General features: G+C 73.9%; 10 protein-coding genes. 4 read left to right on the top strand and 6 right to left on the bottom strand.

Features of this window, described 5'->3' with window-relative positions:
• The coding region (locus IE330_RS13045; protein WP_229925601.1) for a glycoside hydrolase family 3 protein at positions 1 to 1,349 on the bottom strand (1,349 nt) is incomplete at its 3' end.
• A gap of 358 nt (positions 1,350 to 1,707) precedes the next feature.
• Here IE330_RS13045 and IE330_RS13040 point away from each other — a divergent pair.
• Positions 1,708 to 3,591 carry an ABC transporter ATP-binding protein gene (locus IE330_RS13040; RefSeq protein WP_190136122.1) on the top strand — a complete coding sequence of 628 codons (1,884 nt, stop codon included), beginning with the start codon at positions 1,708 to 1,710 and terminating at the stop codon, positions 3,589 to 3,591.
• Positions 3,592 to 3,793: 202 nt separating this feature from the next.
• Entirely contained in the window at positions 3,794 to 4,375 is a 582-nt protein-coding gene (locus IE330_RS13035; RefSeq protein ID WP_190136121.1) for a TetR/AcrR family transcriptional regulator, read from the top strand.
• Between the two features lie 157 nt (positions 4,376 to 4,532).
• Here the strand turns inward: IE330_RS13035 and IE330_RS13030 are convergent, their stop codons facing one another.
• Positions 4,533 to 5,360 carry a 4'-phosphopantetheinyl transferase family protein gene (locus tag IE330_RS13030; protein ID WP_229925598.1) on the bottom strand — a complete coding sequence of 276 codons (828 nt, stop codon included), beginning with the start codon at positions 5,358 to 5,360 and terminating at the stop codon, positions 4,533 to 4,535.
• Positions 5,357 to 6,619, bottom strand: a complete 1,263-nt coding sequence (locus IE330_RS13025) for a glycosyltransferase (protein ID WP_190136120.1) — start codon at positions 6,617 to 6,619, stop codon at positions 5,357 to 5,359. Before IE330_RS13025 ends, IE330_RS13030 begins: the two co-directional genes overlap by 4 nt.
• A 1,381-nt stretch (positions 6,620 to 8,000) precedes the next feature.
• On the opposite strand from IE330_RS13025, the gene IE330_RS13020 reads away from it, so the two are divergent.
• Positions 8,001 to 10,859 (top strand): helix-turn-helix transcriptional regulator, encoded by a 2,859-nt coding sequence (locus tag IE330_RS13020; RefSeq protein WP_190136119.1) that lies wholly within the window; start codon positions 8,001 to 8,003, stop codon positions 10,857 to 10,859.
• Between the two features lie 130 nt (positions 10,860 to 10,989).
• On the opposite strand, the gene IE330_RS13015 is transcribed toward IE330_RS13020, so the two are convergent.
• Complete coding sequence (locus IE330_RS13015; RefSeq protein ID WP_190136118.1) at positions 10,990 to 11,832, bottom strand: P-loop NTPase family protein; 843 nt, start codon at positions 11,830 to 11,832, stop codon at positions 10,990 to 10,992.
• A gap of 597 nt (positions 11,833 to 12,429) precedes the next feature.
• Between IE330_RS13015 and IE330_RS13010 the strand changes: the two genes are divergently transcribed.
• Positions 12,430 to 14,058 carry a flavin monoamine oxidase family protein gene (locus IE330_RS13010; RefSeq protein WP_190136117.1) on the top strand — a complete coding sequence of 543 codons (1,629 nt, stop codon included), beginning with the start codon at positions 12,430 to 12,432 and terminating at the stop codon, positions 14,056 to 14,058.
• A gap of 79 nt (positions 14,059 to 14,137) precedes the next feature.
• On the opposite strand, the gene IE330_RS13005 is transcribed toward IE330_RS13010, so the two are convergent.
• Both IE330_RS13005 and IE330_RS13000 read right to left on the bottom strand, forming a co-directional pair.
• Positions 14,138 to 14,971: an ABC transporter permease gene (locus IE330_RS13005; protein ID WP_190136116.1), complete on the bottom strand. Its 834-nt coding sequence runs from the start codon at positions 14,969 to 14,971 to the stop codon at positions 14,138 to 14,140.
• Positions 14,968 to 15,912 carry an ABC transporter ATP-binding protein gene (locus tag IE330_RS13000; RefSeq protein ID WP_229925597.1) on the bottom strand — a complete coding sequence of 315 codons (945 nt, stop codon included), beginning with the start codon at positions 15,910 to 15,912 and terminating at the stop codon, positions 14,968 to 14,970. Before IE330_RS13000 ends, IE330_RS13005 begins: the two co-directional genes overlap by 4 nt.
• Position 15,913: the final 1 nt, after the last annotated feature.

Raw genomic sequence — 15,913 nt, 5'->3', positions numbered from 1 at the left:
GGGGGCTCGCCCACGACGACGACCGTGACGTCGGCGGCGCGCGCGGCCGCCACGGCCGCCCGGATGCCGCGGGTGTCCCGGCCGTCGGCGGCCAGGCCCCGCGCGTACGTCACCCGCGCCCCGGGCGCCGCGCGCCGGACCGCGTCCAGGACCCGCACCGACGGGTACTTCTCCGCGGCCGCGGGCACCGTCCAGGTGCCCAGCAGGTCACCGGAGTCGCCGAACGGCCCGACGACGGCGACCGAGCCGACCGACGTCCGCAGCGGCAGCGTGCCCCGCTCGTTCTTCAGGAGCACCATGCAGCGGGCGGCGGCCGCGCGCGCCGCCCGGCGCGTGGCGGGCACCGGACCGGCCACGGCGGCGCCCTCGTCCGCGTACGGCTCGTCGAAGAGGCCGAGCGTGAACTTCAGCCGCAGGATCCGCGCCACCGCGTCGTCCAGGCGGCCCGCGTCGATCCGCCCCTCGCGCAGCAGTTGCTCCCCGTGCTCGCGCAGGGTGGTGCTGACCATCTCCATGTCGACGCCCGCCGTCAGCGCGAGCCGCGCCGCCGCCGCGTCGTCCTCGGCGAAGCCGTGCGCCACCAGCTCCCGTACGCCGTTCCAGTCGCTGACGACGAACCCCTCGAAGCCCCACTGGTGCTTGAGGATCTCCGTGAGCGCGTGGGCGTTGCCGTGCGCGGGCACGCCGCTGACGGTGTTGAAGGACGCCATCACGGTGGCCGCGCCCGCGTCCAGGGCGGCCCGGAACGGCGGCAGGTACAGATTGCGCAGCCGGGCCTCGGAGACGTCCACGGTGTTGTAGTCGCGGCCGCCCTCGGCCCCGCCGTACGCGACGAAGTGCTTGGCGCAGGCGGCCACGCGGTCCTTGGCGCGCAGGTCCCTGCCCTGGTAGCCGGCGACCTTGGCAGCCGTGAACTGGGCCGTCAGGTACGGGTCCTCGCCGCAGCTCTCGGCGACGCGCCCCCAGCGGGGCTCGCGCGTGACGTCCGCCATCGGCGCGAAGGTCCAGTGCACGCCGTTGGCGCGGGCCTCCTTGGCGGAGACCTCCGCGTCGGTCCGCGCCACGCCCGGGTCGAAGCTCGCCGCCTGCGCCAGCGGGATCGGGAACGTCGTCCAGCAGCCGTGGATCACGTCCAGCCCGAAGAGCAGCGGGATGCCGAGCCGCGACTCCTCGACCGCGACCCGCTGGAGCGCGTTGGTGCTCCGCGCGCCGAAGGCGGACAGGACCGAGCCGAGCCGCCCCGCCCGCGCCGCGCCCTCCACCGCGCTCTTCGCGCTGTTGCCGCCCGGGCCGGTGTCCCAGGCCCCCGCGAGCTGCTGGAGCTGGCCCAGCTTCTCCTCGACCGTCATCCGGCCGAGCAGCGCGCGGACGGCCCGGTCGTGGCGCCGGGGCCGGGCGGGGCGGCGGGAGCTTCGGGAGGAGGCCTGGGCGACGCCACCGGCGACGGCGGTACCGCCCACCGCCGACACCGCCGACAGCGCAGGCAGCATCGACAACACCGACAGACCGGACAGCGCCGTGCGCCTTCGTAGCCCTCGCATGCGTTCGCCTTCTCACGTCGGAGCGGAGACAACCGGAGCGGTGGCCTCAAGAAGTGAAGAGAACGTACGAGGCCGGTACGGGGCGGTCAAGGAAGCGGCGGGCACGGCCGCACGCGTCGGCCCGCCCCTTGACCTCAACATTGCTTGAGGTCCTACGGTTCCCCGTATGAGCATGGAAACCACCGCGTGGACGCAGATGTACAGCGTCATGAACGCCCAGCAGGAACGCCGTCCCTTCGCCCGCGCGACCCTGCGGCGGATCACCGCGTTCGCCCGGCCGCACCGCCGCCGCATCATCCAGTTCGTGCTGGTGAGCGTGGCCACCGCGCTGCTCGCCGTGGCCACGCCGGTGCTCGCCGGGCAGGTCGTGGACGCCATCGTCTCCGGTGCCGCCTCCTCGCGCGTCGTCCGGTTCGCCGTGCTCATCGCGGTCATCGCGGTGGCCGAGGCGGCCCTCGGCATCCTCGGCCGCTGGCTCTCCGCGACCCTGGGCGAGAACCTCATCCTCGACCTGCGCACCGCCGTCTTCGACCACGTGCAGCGCATGCCCGTCGCGTTCTTCACGCGCACCCGCACCGGAGCGCTCGTCAGCCGCCTCAACAACGACGTCATCGGCGCGCAACGCGCCTTCAGCAACACTCTTTCGGGCGTCGTCTCCAACGTCGTCACGCTCGTCCTCACCCTTGGCGTGATGCTCGCCCTGTCCTGGCAGATCACGCTGCTCGCCCTGGTGCTCCTGCCGGTGTTCGTGGTGCCCGCGCGCCGCATGGGCACCCGCATGGCCCGCCTCCAGCGCGAGGCCGCCCACCACAACGCCGCCATGGGCACCCGCATGACCGAGCGCTTCTCCGCCCCCGGCGCGACCCTCGTCAAGCTGTTCGGGCGGCCCGCCGACGAGTCCGCCGAGTTCGCGGCCCGGGCCCGCCGGGTGCGGGACATCGGGGTGCGCACCGCCATGGCCCAGTCGGCGTTCATCACCGCGCTCACCCTGGTCTCGGCCCTCGCCCTGGCCCTGGTGTACGGCCTGGGCGGCTTCTACGCCCTGAAGGGCTCGCTCGACGCCGGCGCCGTCGTCTCCCTCGCCCTGCTGCTGACCCGCCTGTACGCGCCGCTGACCGCGCTCGCGGGGGCGCGCGTCGAGGTCATGAGCGCGCTCGTCAGCTTCGAGAGGGTCTTCGAGGTCCTCGACCTGAAGCCGCTCATCGCCGAGAAGCCGGACGCTCGCCCCGTCCCCGAGGGGCCCGTCGCCGTCGAGTTCGACGACGTCCGCTTCGGCTACCCGGCCGCCGACAAGGTCTCCCTCGCCTCCCTGGAGGAGGTCGCCTCCCTCGACGGCCGCGGCGGCGCCGAGGTCCTGCACGGCCTGTCGTTCCGCGCCGAACCCGGCCAGACCGTCGCCCTCGTCGGCTCCTCCGGCGCGGGCAAGTCCACCATCGCGCAGCTCCTGCCGCGCCTGTACGACGCCGACGCGGGCACCGTGCGGATCGGCGGCGTGGACGTGCGCGACCTGTCCGCCGCGTCGCTGCGCGACACCGTCGGCATGGTCACGCAGGACGGCCACCTCTTCCACGAGTCCGTCCGCGCGAACCTGCTGCTCGCCCGCCCCGAGGCCGGGGAGGACGAGCTGTGGGACGTGCTGCGGCGCGCCCGCCTCGACGACCTCGTACGCTCCCTGCCGGACGGCCTCGACACCGTCGTCGGCGAGCGCGGCTACCGGCTCTCCGGCGGCGAGCGGCAGCGCATGACCATCGCGCGGCTGCTGCTCGCCCGGCAGCGGGTCGTCATCCTCGACGAGGCGACCGCGCACCTGGACAACACCTCCGAGGCCGCCGTCCAGGAGGCCCTCGCCGAGGCGCTGTCCGGCCGCACCGCCGTCGTCATCGCCCACCGGCTCTCGACCGTGCGCTCCGCCGACGTGATCCTCGTGGTCGAGGACGGGCGGATCGCGGAGCGCGGCACGCACGACGAACTCCTGGCCCAGGACGGGAGGTACGCGGAGCTGTACCGGACGCAGTTCCTCGCCGGGGGCGGGGTGGAGGTGGCGGCGTAGCGCTCGCGCCCCCCTCGGGCCCCGCTGCGCCCGCCGCCCCTCCGGTGGCGGGCGCGGCGGGGTGTGCGGGGGGACGGTACGGCGGGGCGCGCGGAGGACTGTACGGCGGGTGACGTACTCTGCTTGCAGTGGTCTGAGTGCGGGGGTGTGTGGCCCGTGCGCCGCGGCCCCGCCTTCTCCGGGAGAGGAACCGAGCACCGTCATGAGACAGAACCCCGCCCGCCGTGCCGCCCTGCTGGACGCCGCGATCGAGGTGCTCGCGCGGGACGGGTCACGCGGCCTCACGCTGCGCGCGCTCGACGCGGAGGCGGGCGTCCCCAAGGGCACCGCGAGCAACTACTTCGCGCACCGCGCGGACCTGCTCGCCCAGGTCATGCGGCGCGTCCAGGACCGGCTCATGCCCGCGGAGGACGCGCTCGCCGACACCCTGCGCGCCGAGCCGTCGACGGACCTCGTCGCCACCCTGCTCAAGCAGCTCGTCGAGCGGATGCGCGCCGACCGCAGCAGCCACCTGGCCCTGCTGGAGATGCGCCTGGAGGCCACCCGCCGTCCCGAACTCCACGCGGAGCTGAGCCGGTTCATGGCCGAGAACCTGGAGGCGAACATCGCCTTCCACCTGGACGCCGGGCTGCCCGGCGACCGCGTCGCCGTCGTGCTGCTCTACCTGACCGTGCTCGGCCTGATCGTCGACGACCTGACGGTGCCCGACCTGCTCGCGCCGTTCTCCACGGACAAGCTCATCGAGGAGCTGGCGCACCGGCTGCTGCCGAACGGCCCCCGGTAAGGGCCGGTTAGGGGTACGCCGCCGCCGGTGGCCGCCCTACGGTGGAGCACGGGAAGCCGCAGGCACTGCCGCTGAGCTCTCCCGGCCGGCCGTCTCCCGGAGCGGCGACTCCTTCCCCTTCCCCCGTGGAAGGATGCGCCGCTCCGGGCCGGTGCGCTCAGCCCTCCGGGCGCAGCGTGATCGCGGTGAGGACCAGCCCGCCCCGCGCCAGCCAGCGGCCCCGCAGCTCCCGGGGGAAGCCCGGGCGGTGGCCGGACGGCAGGATCCGCGCGGTGAAGGTGCCGGAGCCCCCGGCCGCGTCGGCGTCCGCACCGGTGCCCGTGTCCGCACCCGTGTCCGCGTCCGTGTCCGCGTCCGTGTCCGCGCGGTGGAACACCACGTCGGCGTCCTCGAACTCCAGCGGCGCGCGCATGAGCGGGTACCAGGTCTTGTAGATGCTCTCCTTGGCGCTGAACAAGGCGCTGTCCCAGCGCACCCGGGGCCACCGGGCCAGCAGCTCCGCCACGCGCCGCCGCTCCGCCGGGAGCGCCACGGCCTCCAGGACGCCGTCCGGCAGCGGCGCACCGGGCGTCGCGTCGATGCCCACGGAGCGGACGCGCGCGGCCGGCGCGACGGCGGCGGCACGGTAGCCGGAGCAGTGCGTGATGCTCCCGACGACACCGGCGGGCCACCCCGGGCTGCCCTTGGCGTCGGGCAGGACCGCGGGGGCGGGGTGCCCCAGGGCGTCGAGGGCCAGGTGCGCGCAGTGGCGGCCGGTGGTGAACTCCCGGCGCCGGGTCTCCACGGACCGCGCGACGAGCGCCGCCTCGTCGGGGTGCAGCACGACGCCGTCCGGGTCGTACGTGAACTCGCGGCAGACGACGTCCCCGGGCACGATCCGCGCGAGCAGCGGGGCCGCCGAGGGGGCCGGGGGCACCGCCGAGGGCGCCGCGCCCGCGCGCGGCACCCCCGGCGCCGTACGGCCGTACGAGGTGGCGGTGTTCACGGCGTGCCTTCCTTCTCGCGCTGCCCGGGCTCCCGCGGCTCCGCCTCCCGCGGCCCCGGTGCCACGGCGTGCCCGGGTGCGGCCACGTCTTCCGCCCGGCCGCGCCGGGGGAGGTAGACGAGCAGTTCGGTGGCGACGAAGCGGATCACGAACGTGGTCAGGAGGGCCAGCGCGGTGGCGGGCAGGACCGCCACGCCCGCGCCGTCGACGAGCAGCGCGATGAGCGGGATGCGCAGCAGCAGGTCGGCGTTGGCGAGCAGGGCGAACCGGCCCAGACGGTCGGCCCAGTGCCGGTGCTCGCGCCGCCCGCGGAAGAGCAGCAGGTCGATGAGGAGGAAGTTCCACGCGACGCCGAACTGGTTGGCCACGACCTCGGCGGGCAGGTAGTGCAGGCCGAGCGCGGTGAGCGCGGCGAGGCCGCACAGGTTCGGCACGAAGCCGGTCAGCCCGATGAGACCGAAGGCCACCATGCGGGCCACCGGGGTCGCGGTGCGCAGCGACACCAGGTGGGCGAGGAAGCGCAGGCCTTCGCGCACGGTCGACTTCGACTCGCCCGCGTACCGCTCCTGGAAGGAGAACGGCACCTCGGCGACGGCGCGCGGGCGGCAGCGGATGGCGAGTTCGAGCAGGATCTTGTAGCCCAGGGGCCGGAGGATGCCGGCCTGGGCGTGCACGGTGTCGCGGCGGATGGCGAAGAAGCCGCTCATCGGGTCGCTGATGCCGCGCAGGGCCGAGCGGAAGAGGGACTTGGTGACGAGGGTCGAGGCGCGCGAGACCGCGACGCGGTAGCGGCCGGAGAGCCCGGCGTGGCTGCCGCCGCCCGCGTACCGGCTGGCGACGACGAGTTCGGCACCCGTACGGCGGCCCGTCTCGACCAGCTCCGGCATGAGGGACGGGGGGTGCTGGAGGTCGGCGTCCATGACGACGATCCACTCGGACGCGGCGGCCTTCAGGCCCTCCACGACGGCCCCGCTCAGACCGCCCACCGGGACCTCGCGGTGGAGGACGTGCACCGGGAACGGACACGTCAGGGCCGCCCGTTCGATGGCGGCCGGGGTGTTGTCGGTGCTGTCGTCGACGAACAGCGCCTCGCACTCCAGGTGCGCCGGCAGGGCGGCGGCGAGGCGCGTCAGCAACTCCTCGACGTTGTCCGCCTCGTTGAAGGTCGGGATGATCACGGTGACGGTGGTGCGCGCCCCGTCCGGAGCGCTGCCGTCGTGCCCGGCGGCCTCCTCGGCGCCGGGGCCGGACGCGGTCATCGGGGCACGCTCCCGGGTCGGAGCGCGCTCGGGGTGTGCGGTGTCGCCATCGTCGTCCTCTACGGTCTGCGCGCGAGCGCGTCCCGCGCGTGCGCGTCACATCGGCGTGCCCTGGCCGGCAGGCGCTTCCGGGAGGATCACGGGTGACCGCCCGCGGGGCGGTGGCCCTGGACAACACGTCGGGCTCGGGGAGGGCGGGGTCGCCGGCGAACGATGACGCCGCTGCCGTACCGGTGATTCCTCCCGCCGGAGGCTAGCCGCGGCGGCTACCGCCCTCCACCCCTATCCGTCCCCTAGCGGTGCGGCCCGCGGCTCGCGCGGGTGTGCCCGGTACGCGCGTGGGTGTGCCCGCTGCCCGCGACGGCGTGCCCGCCGTGCCCGCTGCCCGCGACGGCGTGCCCGTTGTGTGCGGCCGTGCGGCCGTGCGGCCGTGCGCCCGTGCGGCCCGCCGAACGGGGAATGCTGTCCGGCCGTGACGGCGGTGCGCCTGGAGCGGGTTCGTATGCGGGCCCGGTCGGCGGCCGGTCCGTTCACACGGCGAGCCGGTCCGTTCACACCGCCGAAACGGGCGTTGGCCGGAAACCTCGGCGTAACAATGTGACGTACCCGGCACCCCCGGACGCGGTCGCTCCGGTCGCAGTGCGGCGGCCGTCGGCGGTAACTCGGACGTGACGCCCGCCACGTCACGGGACCGCCGGGAACTTTCACAGGGAATTTTGCTTTCGGATTGCCACAGGATTGTTTTCGGTTTCCGTCCCGGAGGGCGGCCGTTGGGGATCCCGTCGCTCTCCTTTCCTAACGCTCTCTTAACGGCGGCGCGGGCCCGCGGGGCCCCGTCCGGCGGTACTGATCCGTTCCGCACGCGTGCGTCGGCGGCCTCCGGGTAAGCGGCGGAAGCGGTCGGCGCTTGGCTGTCGGGCACCGCCCGGGGGTGGTCCGGCCGCCGCCGGGCCCGGGCGTCGGCTCGCCTCAAGTGGGCCGTGGGCAGGCACGTTTCCGGACAGTGTGTCCAGATGACCCCTGCGTCACGGCGGGGTGGCCGGTTGAGCGTTCTCCTTTCTTACAATTGGAGTTGAACATTCCGTATAAGCCCGATCGACCGCTCGGCCCTATATCACATCGATGGCCGGAGCGGGGAGGGCTGAACGTTGCGAGTCGCCGTGGATTTGGGCGGTGGGCTCACATCTTTCTGGGCTACCTCGCCGTCAAGATTCAGTCATAGTTGTGTTGTTGACTGAGTGCCCCGAGAGCCACGGCGCGACTATTTGGAATATGCCCTGGTATCCTGCTTCCGGCTCCTGCGGCTACTTGATGAGTGCGATATGCGAATAAGGCGCCCAGTGCAGTTTGCGAAAATTTCTTACGGGGAGGAAACCGCACTATGAGCCTGGTCGAGCGAGTCGATGAATGGGCTCTCCTGGAGGACGTTCTGACGAACAGCGCGGAGCGGCCTTCCCGTGTCGTCGTCGTCAGAGGGCCGGTGGCCACCGGCAAGAGCGAGATGCTGAACGCCGTCGCCGAGCAGGCCGAGGCGCGAGGCCTCGTGGTCCTGCGGGCGACCGGTTTACGAGCGGAGCGCAGGACGCCCATGGCGGTCTTCGGCCAACTGCTCCTCCACACCGACCAGGTGGGGGAGCAGCCGGACGGGACGGCCGCGCGGACGGCGCGCCTGCTCGACGACGCCCGGTTCACCGCCATGCTGCGCGACCCCGACAGCGAGCGCGAGGAGCACGTCCGCGCCCACGTGATGCGGGCCCTGACCACGCTGCTGCACGCACAGGCCGCCGGCCGGCCGCTGGCCGTCCTCGTCGACGACGTGCAGTACGCCGACATCCCCTCCCTCCAGTGCCTCCAGTACGCCATGCGCGAGCTGCGGGCCAAGCCCGTCGTCGTCGTCCTCGGCCTGCGCACCGGACCGGGCGCCGAACGCCCCCTGTTCGGCGCGGAACTGCTGCGCCACCCCCGCCTGACCCAGCTCAGGCTCGCGCCCCTCGGCGAGAGCGCCACGGCCGCCCTGCTGCGCGCCCACGTCGACGAGGCCACCGCCCAGCGCCTGGCGCCCGACGCGCACCGCGTCAGCGGCGGCAACCCGCTGCTGGTGCGGGCGCTGATCCACGACCTGCTCGCCCACGACGCACCCGCCCAGGACCTGCGGGCGCCGGCGGCGGGCACCGACACACCCCGGCACGGCCCGTCCGGCACGCGGACGCTGCCCGTCGGCGACGCCTACCGGCAGTCCGTACTGAGCTGCCTGCACCGCGGCGAGGACGCCGTCCTGGCCGTCGCCCGCGGCCTGGCGGTCCTCGACGACGCGGCGTCCGACGCCACGCTCGCCGGGCTGCTCGACCTCGACCGCGAGACCGTCGCGCTCAGCCTGCGGACGCTCGAAGCCGCCGGGCTGACCGGCGCCGGATCGTTCCGCCACCCGCTGGCCCGCACGGCCGTGCTCGACGACCTGAGCCGCGCGGACCGCATCGAGCTGCACCGGCGCGCCGCCGAGCTGCTGCGCCGCCACGGCGCCGAACCGCCCGTGGTCGCCCGGCACATCGTCGCCACCGGCGAGGTCACCGGCGCCGACTCCCTCGACGTGCTGTGGGAGACGGCCACCCGCGCCCGGCGCGACGAGGACGTGTCCCTCGCCATCGCCTGCCTCCACCTGGCGGACGAGGCGTGCCCGCGCGGCGAGCGGCGCAGCGAGATCCTGGCCGAGCTGGCCCGCTTCGCCTGGCGGGTGCGCCCCTCCACGCTCGGCCCGCACCTGAACGCGCTGCGCGCCGCCTTCGACGAGGGCTGGCTCGCCGAGGGGGCCGTCCCCGTGCTGCTCTCGGGGCTGCTGTGGCAGGGCCGGTTCGAGGAGGCCGCCGAGGTCGCCCGCAAGGGCCAGGTCACCCACGGCGGGGCGTCCGCCGTGACCGCGTACCTCGCGGCCGGGGCCGTACGCACCACCTACCCGGCGCTGCGCGAGCGCGTCGGGGCCGACAACTGGCCGGCGCCGCAGAGCATCGCGGACGTCCTCGCGGCACGCGGCGGCGACCCGCGCCACCGCGTCGGCGCCGCCCTGAACACGGTCCTCACCCGCGGCGCCGACCCGGGCGCCGCCGACGTGGCCGAGACCGTGCTCCAGGGCACCCGGCTGAGCGACGCCACCCTGGAGGCCCTCACCTCCGCCCTGTCCGTGCTCATCTACTGCGACCGTCTCGGCCGTGCCGCGCACTGGTGCGACGTGCTGCTGCGCGAGGCCACCCGGCTCGGCGGGCCGGGCTGGCAGGCGCCGCTGTCCGCGGTGCGGGCCACCGTCGCCCTGCGTCAGGGCAACGCGCCGGACGCCGTGCGGTACGCGCTCAACGCCCTGTCGTGGATCTCGCCGCAGGGCTGGGGCGTCGGCATCGGCTCGGTCCTCGCCACCCTGGTCTCCGCGCACACCGCGATGGGCCAGTACGAGCAGGCCATGGCGTACCTGGACCACCACGTGCCGGACGGCCTGAAGGAGACCCGCTACGGCCTGGAGCTGCTGCACGCGCGCGGCCAGCTCCACGCGGCCACGGGGCGCGTCCGCCCGGCCCTCGACGACTTCCTCACCTGCGGCGAGCTCATGACGCGCTGGGGCGTCGACCAGCCGGCACTGGTCCCGTGGCGGTCCGCCGCCGCGGAGATGCACCTGCGCACGGGCGGGGAGGCCGAGGCCGACCGGCTCGTCAAGGAGCAGCTCGCCAAGTGCGGCCCCGGCCAGTCCCGCACCCGCGCCCAGACCCTGCGCGTGCTCGCCGAGGTGGCCGGGCTGCGCCGGCACCACCACGCGCTGCACGAGGCGATCGAGGAGCTGGAGAAGTGCGAGGACCGCCTGGAGCTGGTCCGGGCCCTGGGGGCGCTGAGCCGCTCCCACCACGCCCTCGGCGAGCTGGGCCAGGCGCGCATGATGGCCCGGCGGGCCTGGCGCATCGCGCGCGACGCCCGGGCGGAGACGCTGTGCGAGCAACTGCTCCCGTACGGGGACGGGGAGGCGTCCGGCGCCGACCGTCCGGCGCGGGCGGGGGAGGGCTGCCCCGCGGAGGAACTGACCGACGCGGAGCGGCGCGTCGCGTCCCTGGCCTCCTTCGGGCACAGCAACCGCGAGATAGCGCGGAAGCTCTTCATCACGGTCAGTACGGTGGAGCAGCATCTGACGCGGGTCTACCGCAAGCTGAACGTCTCCCGGCGCAAGGACCTGCCGCACGACCTGCTCGCGGACACGGCGTGCTGACCGAGCGGGGCGCTCTGACAACGTTGTGCCGGCCGTCGGCCGGTGCCGTACCGGCCGTCGACGACCGCCTGTGGGGGAAGGCGGTCGTGGGCGGTGCCCCGCGGGGCGACCGCGTGCGGACGAGGTGCCGTCAGCGCGCGGTGGGGAGACAGTCGCAGCGGACCTCGCCGCCGCGGACCGTGACCAGACGGTCCGTCACCCGGCGCGCGACGTCGCGCGAGCGGGTGGAGAACACCACGGTCCCGGTGGACGCCGTGTAGCGGCCCAGGACCCGGCAGAGGATCTTCTCCGACACGCTGTCCACGTCGTCCAGGGGGCGGGACAGCAGGAGGAGCCGCGGTACGTGCAGCAGCGCGCAGCCGAGCGCGGCGCGGGAGCGCTGACCGGGGGTGAGCTCGGCGACGGGCGTGCGCTCGACGGCCCGCAGGTCCAGGGCGTCCGTTAAGTCGGTGGCACGCTCGGCGGCCGTGTCCGCGGGCAGTCCCCGCTGCCGGGCCGCCGCCACCAGGGCGTCGTGGACCGGCGCCTCGGGCAGCGGCATGCCCTCGGGGACGACACCGACGAGGCGCCGCACGGCCTCGGGGTCGGTGCGCGGGTCCACGCCGTACACCGCGACGGAGACCGCGCCGGACGCCCCGGGCGGCCCGGACGCCTTGGACATCCCGGGTGTCCCGGATGTCCCACAACAGCAGTCCGGGGTGCCGTGCTCGGACAGCCGGTCGCCGTCGCCGAGCAGCCGGGCATCGTCGCCGAGCAGCCGGGCATCGTCGCCGAGCAGCCGGGCCAGGAACCGGTCGGCGGAGTCGTCGTCGGAGACGGCGGCCACGCACGCGTTGCGCTCGATCCGCAGCACGCGCTCGTGCCGCCCGCCGCCGCACCCCTCCGGGCCGCCCGCCGTCGGGTGCCGTACCTCCAGGGCCATCGGTTCCAGCCGGGCTCCGCCGGGCGTGGCACCCGGACGGTGATCGTGCACCGCGAACCTTCGGCTGTCCGACCCTGGATGCATGAAGCCTCCTCTGGATAGATTGTTGAACAATGTTGGGAAAACGTGGCGCGGTAACCGCGCCGGGCGCGTGGTGCGGACACCATAGATCATTTCAAGGCGGCTCCTGACTTTCGTACAGTCTTCAGGATCGAAGCCGCGCTACTAAAGTACTCATTGCGTCGCACGCGGCATTTCGTGCCCCGTGAGAACCCGCGTTCGGCTCCGCCGTCCCGCGCCGGGTTCACCCGGCGGCCCCGCCACCGCGCCGCCGGGAGAGGGCACCGGCCGCGCGACCTAGGAGGCGTAAGGGGATGGTGAGGGGTTTCTCCGCCCCCGGACGCCGCCCCGATAATCAAGGGCACCGTCAGACGTGCCGTGTATCGGAGGCGATTCGCGGGCCCGGCCGCCCCGTTCGAGGGGCGGGACACGGGCCGCGCTGATCGCGGACCTTCCTCCTGCTGCCGCAGCCCGGCTCCCCGCGGCCGTCTGGAACGTACGCCGGGCCGGCCGCCATCACGGTCAGAGGAGTATCCGTTGGTTGCCCTCAACGGTAGTTCGCGTCTCGGAACAACAGATTCCATAACCATGCTGGGCCCGGACTTTCCCTTCGCGTACGACGAATGGCTGGCGAGTCCGCACGGTCTCGGGGAAATTCCGGAAGCCGAGTTCGGGACGCCCGTCGCGGTCATCGGCGCGGGGATATCGGGTCTCGTCACCGCGTACGAGCTCATGCGGGCCGGCCTGCGGCCCGTGGTCCACGAGGCGGGCCCCGTCGGCGGCCGTATGCGCTCCGTCGGCTTCGAGGGCGGCGGGGACGCCGTGGCCGAGCTCGGCGCCATGCGCTTCCCCGCCTCGGCGACCGCGCTGCGCCACTACATGGACCTGGTCGGGCTGCGCACCCGCCCGTTCCCCAACCCGCTGACCCCCGCCAGCGGCTCCACCGTCGTCGCCCTGGGCGGCGCCCGGCACTACGCCCGGCACGCCGGCGAACTCCCCGACGTCTACCAGGAAGTCGGCATGGCCTGGGACAAGGCCCTGCAGGAGCACGCCGAGCTGTTCGCCATGGACGACGCGATCCGCCGCCGCGACACCGAGGCCGTCAAGGCCATCTGGAACCCGCTGGTGCGCGCCCTGGACGACGAGTCCTTCTACGGCTTCCTCGCCAGGTCGCCCGCCTTCCAGTCCTTCTCGTACCGGGAGATCTTCGGCCAGGTCGGCTTCGGCGCCGGCGGCTGGGACACCGACTTCCCCAACTCCATGCTGGAGATCCTGCGCGTCGTCTACACCGGCGCCGAGGAGGACCACCGGCTCGTCGTCGGCGGCTCCCAGCAACTGCCGCTCGGCCTCTGGTCGCACGCGCCCGACGAGCTCGCGCACTGGCCCGTCGGTACGTCCCTGGAGTCGCTGCACCGCGGCGGCCCGCGCGGCGGCGTCGCCCGCGTCGAGCGCACCGCCCGCGGCATCGCCGTGCACGAACGGGACGGCACGGTCCACACCTACCCGGCGGCCGTCTTCACCCCGCAGAAGCGCACCCTGGTCACCAACGTGCGCTGCGACCGGGCGCTGCTGCCCACACCGGTGTGGACGGCCGTCGAGCGCAGCCACTACATGGGCTCGTCGAAGCTGTTCGTCCTCGTCGACCGGCCCTTCTGGCGCGACCGCGACCCGCGCACCGGCCGCGAGGTGATGAGCACGACCCTCACCGACCGCATGCCCCGCGGCGTCTACCTCTTCGACGAGGGCCCGGACCGCCCCGGCGTCATGTGCCTGTCGTACACCTGGAACGACGACTCCCTGAAGATGGCCCCGCTGACCCCCGAGGAGCGCCTGGACGGCGTCCTCGACGCCCTCGCCGACATCTACCCCGGCGTCGACATCCGCTCCCGCGTCATCGCGCCGCCCCGCACGGTCACCTGGGAGGCCGAACCCCACTTCCAGGGCGCCTTCAAGGCCAACCTGCCGGGCCACTACCGCTACCAGCGGCGGCTGTTCACCCACTTCATGCAGGACGGCCTCACCCCGGGGCAGCGCGGCTTCTTCCTCGCCGGCGACGACGTCTCCTGGACCGCGGGCTTCGCCGAGGGCGCCGTGACGAGTGGCCTCAACGCCTACTGGGGCGTCCTGCGCCACCTCGGCGGCGCCACCCGGCCGTCGAACCCCGGCCCCGGCGACCTGTTCGCGTCGCTCGCACCCGTGGAACTGCCCGAGGACTGACGGCGGCGGACGGGACACGGGGAAGGGCCCCGGAGCACCGGCTCCGGGGCCCTGCCTCGGTATGTGTCCCGCGTACGGGCTACGCCTGCGCCCGCCGCAGGAACCCGCGGACGCCCACCGCCGCGAACAGCGCGACGGACCCCACCAGCACGATCAGCGTCACCGGCAGCGGCACGTGCTCCACGCTCGGCGACGTCACCGCCCGCATGCCCTCACTGGCGTACGACAGCGGGTTGGCGCCGCAGATCACCTGGAACCAGCGCACCTCGTCGAGCGCCACCAGCGGGAACTGCGTCGAGCCCGTGAACAGCAGCGGCATCAGCACCAGCGTGAACATCACGTCCACCTTGTCGCTGTTGACGGACGTGCCCAGGCACAGGCCGATGGACGCCCCCGCGAGGGCGCCGAGCGCGGCGATCCCGAGCGCCGGCACGGTCCGGCTGATCGGCCACGACAGGTCGAGGAGCACCATGCCGACCGGCGTCATCATCAGCGACGCCACGAAGCCGTACAGCGCGCCGAAGAGGATCTTCTCCACGGCCACCAGGCGCAGCGAGATCGGCGAGAGCAGCCGGTCCTCGATCTCCCGCGTGTACGAGAAGTCGACGACGAGCGGCAGTGCCGTGTTCTGCATACCGCCGAGGAAACCGTTCAGGGCGAGCACGCCGGGCAGCAGCACGGAGCTGTAGTCGCCGTCCACGTACCCCGCGTCGCTCAGCAGCACGCCGAACACGAACAGCGTGAAGAACGGCTGGATGATGGCCTGCCCGATGAACGTCGGGAACTGGCGCAGCGCCACGAAGACGTCGCGCCACAGGATGGCGCCGAAGGTGTGGATCTGCCGGGTCGCCGGCGCCGGGAGTTCCGGGGCCTTCGGGAGTTCCGGGGCCGTCGCGGTGGTCGCGGTCGTCATCGCAGATTCTTTCCGGTGAGGTGGAGGAAAACGTCTTCCAGGGACACCTTTCCGATGCCGACATCCGTGACCTGGTGGTCCCGTTCGGTGAGCGCGGCGAGCGCCGGCTGGAGCGCCCGGACCGGCTCGGCGTCCGTGTAGATGCGGAACCGGCACTCCGGCGCGGGCGGCGACTGCGGGTCGACCTCGTCGACCTGGCGTACGCCCGGCAGGTCCGCGAGCAGCTTCGCCACCGGGGCCGGGCCCTGCGGCGCCTCGACGGCCAGGGTGAGCGTGGAGTGCGCGGGCAGCAGCTTGCCGAGGCCCTCGGGCGTGTCCAGGGCGAGCAGCGTGCCCTTGTCGACGATGCCGACGCGGTCGCAGAGCTTCGCGGCCTCGTCCATGTCGTGGGTGGTGACGACCACCGTCACGCCGCGCCCGGCGAGTTCGGCGACCCGCTCGTGCACGAACAGGCGCGCCTGCGGGTCGAGTCCGGTCGCCGGTTCGTCGAGGAACAGCACGCTGGGCCGGTGGATCAGCGCCCGGGCGATCATCACGCGCTGCACCTGGCCGCCGGACATGTCGTCGACCTTCGACGTGCGGTAGTCGGCCAGCCCCATCTGCTCCAGGAGCTCGTCGGCCCGGTGGCGCCGCTCGGCGCGCGGGACGCCGTGGTACGTGGCGTGGAAGAGGAGGTTCTGCCGCACGGACAGGGAGCGGTCGAGGTTGTTGCGCTGCGGCACCACGGCGAGCACCCGCTTCGCCTCTCTGGGCCGGGCGACGACGTCCACGCCGTCGATCACCACCTCGCCCGAGGTCGGCCGCACCCGGGTGGTCATCATGCCCACCGTCGTGCTCTTCCCCGCGCCGTTGGGGCCGAGCAGGCCGAACACCTCACCCCGGTGCACCTCGAAGCTCAGACCGTCGACCACGCGGCGCGCGTCGGCCGCGTACTGTTTCACC

The sequence above is a fragment of the Streptomyces longispororuber genome (assembly GCF_014656095.1).
GTDB classification, from domain to species: Bacteria; Actinomycetota; Actinomycetes; order Streptomycetales; family Streptomycetaceae; genus Streptomyces; species Streptomyces longispororuber.
This window is presented reverse-complemented; position numbering and strand designations above follow the sequence as displayed.

Bases quoted from the DNA above. Each gene is read 5' to 3' on its own strand.
- IE330_RS13040 (WP_190136122.1), top strand. From the start codon at position 1,708: ATGAGCATGGAAACCACCGCGTGGACGCAGATGTACAGCGTCATGAAC.
- IE330_RS13035 (WP_190136121.1), top strand. From the start codon at position 3,794: ATGAGACAGAACCCCGCCCGCCGTGCCGCCCTGCTGGACGCCGCGATC.
- IE330_RS13025 (WP_190136120.1), bottom strand. From the start codon at position 6,619: ATGACCGCGTCCGGCCCCGGCGCCGAGGAGGCCGCCGGGCACGACGGC.
- IE330_RS13020 (WP_190136119.1), top strand. From the start codon at position 8,001: ATGAGCCTGGTCGAGCGAGTCGATGAATGGGCTCTCCTGGAGGACGTT.
- IE330_RS13010 (WP_190136117.1), top strand. From the start codon at position 12,430: ATGCTGGGCCCGGACTTTCCCTTCGCGTACGACGAATGGCTGGCGAGT.
- IE330_RS13005 (WP_190136116.1), bottom strand. From the start codon at position 14,971: ATGACGACCGCGACCACCGCGACGGCCCCGGAACTCCCGAAGGCCCCG.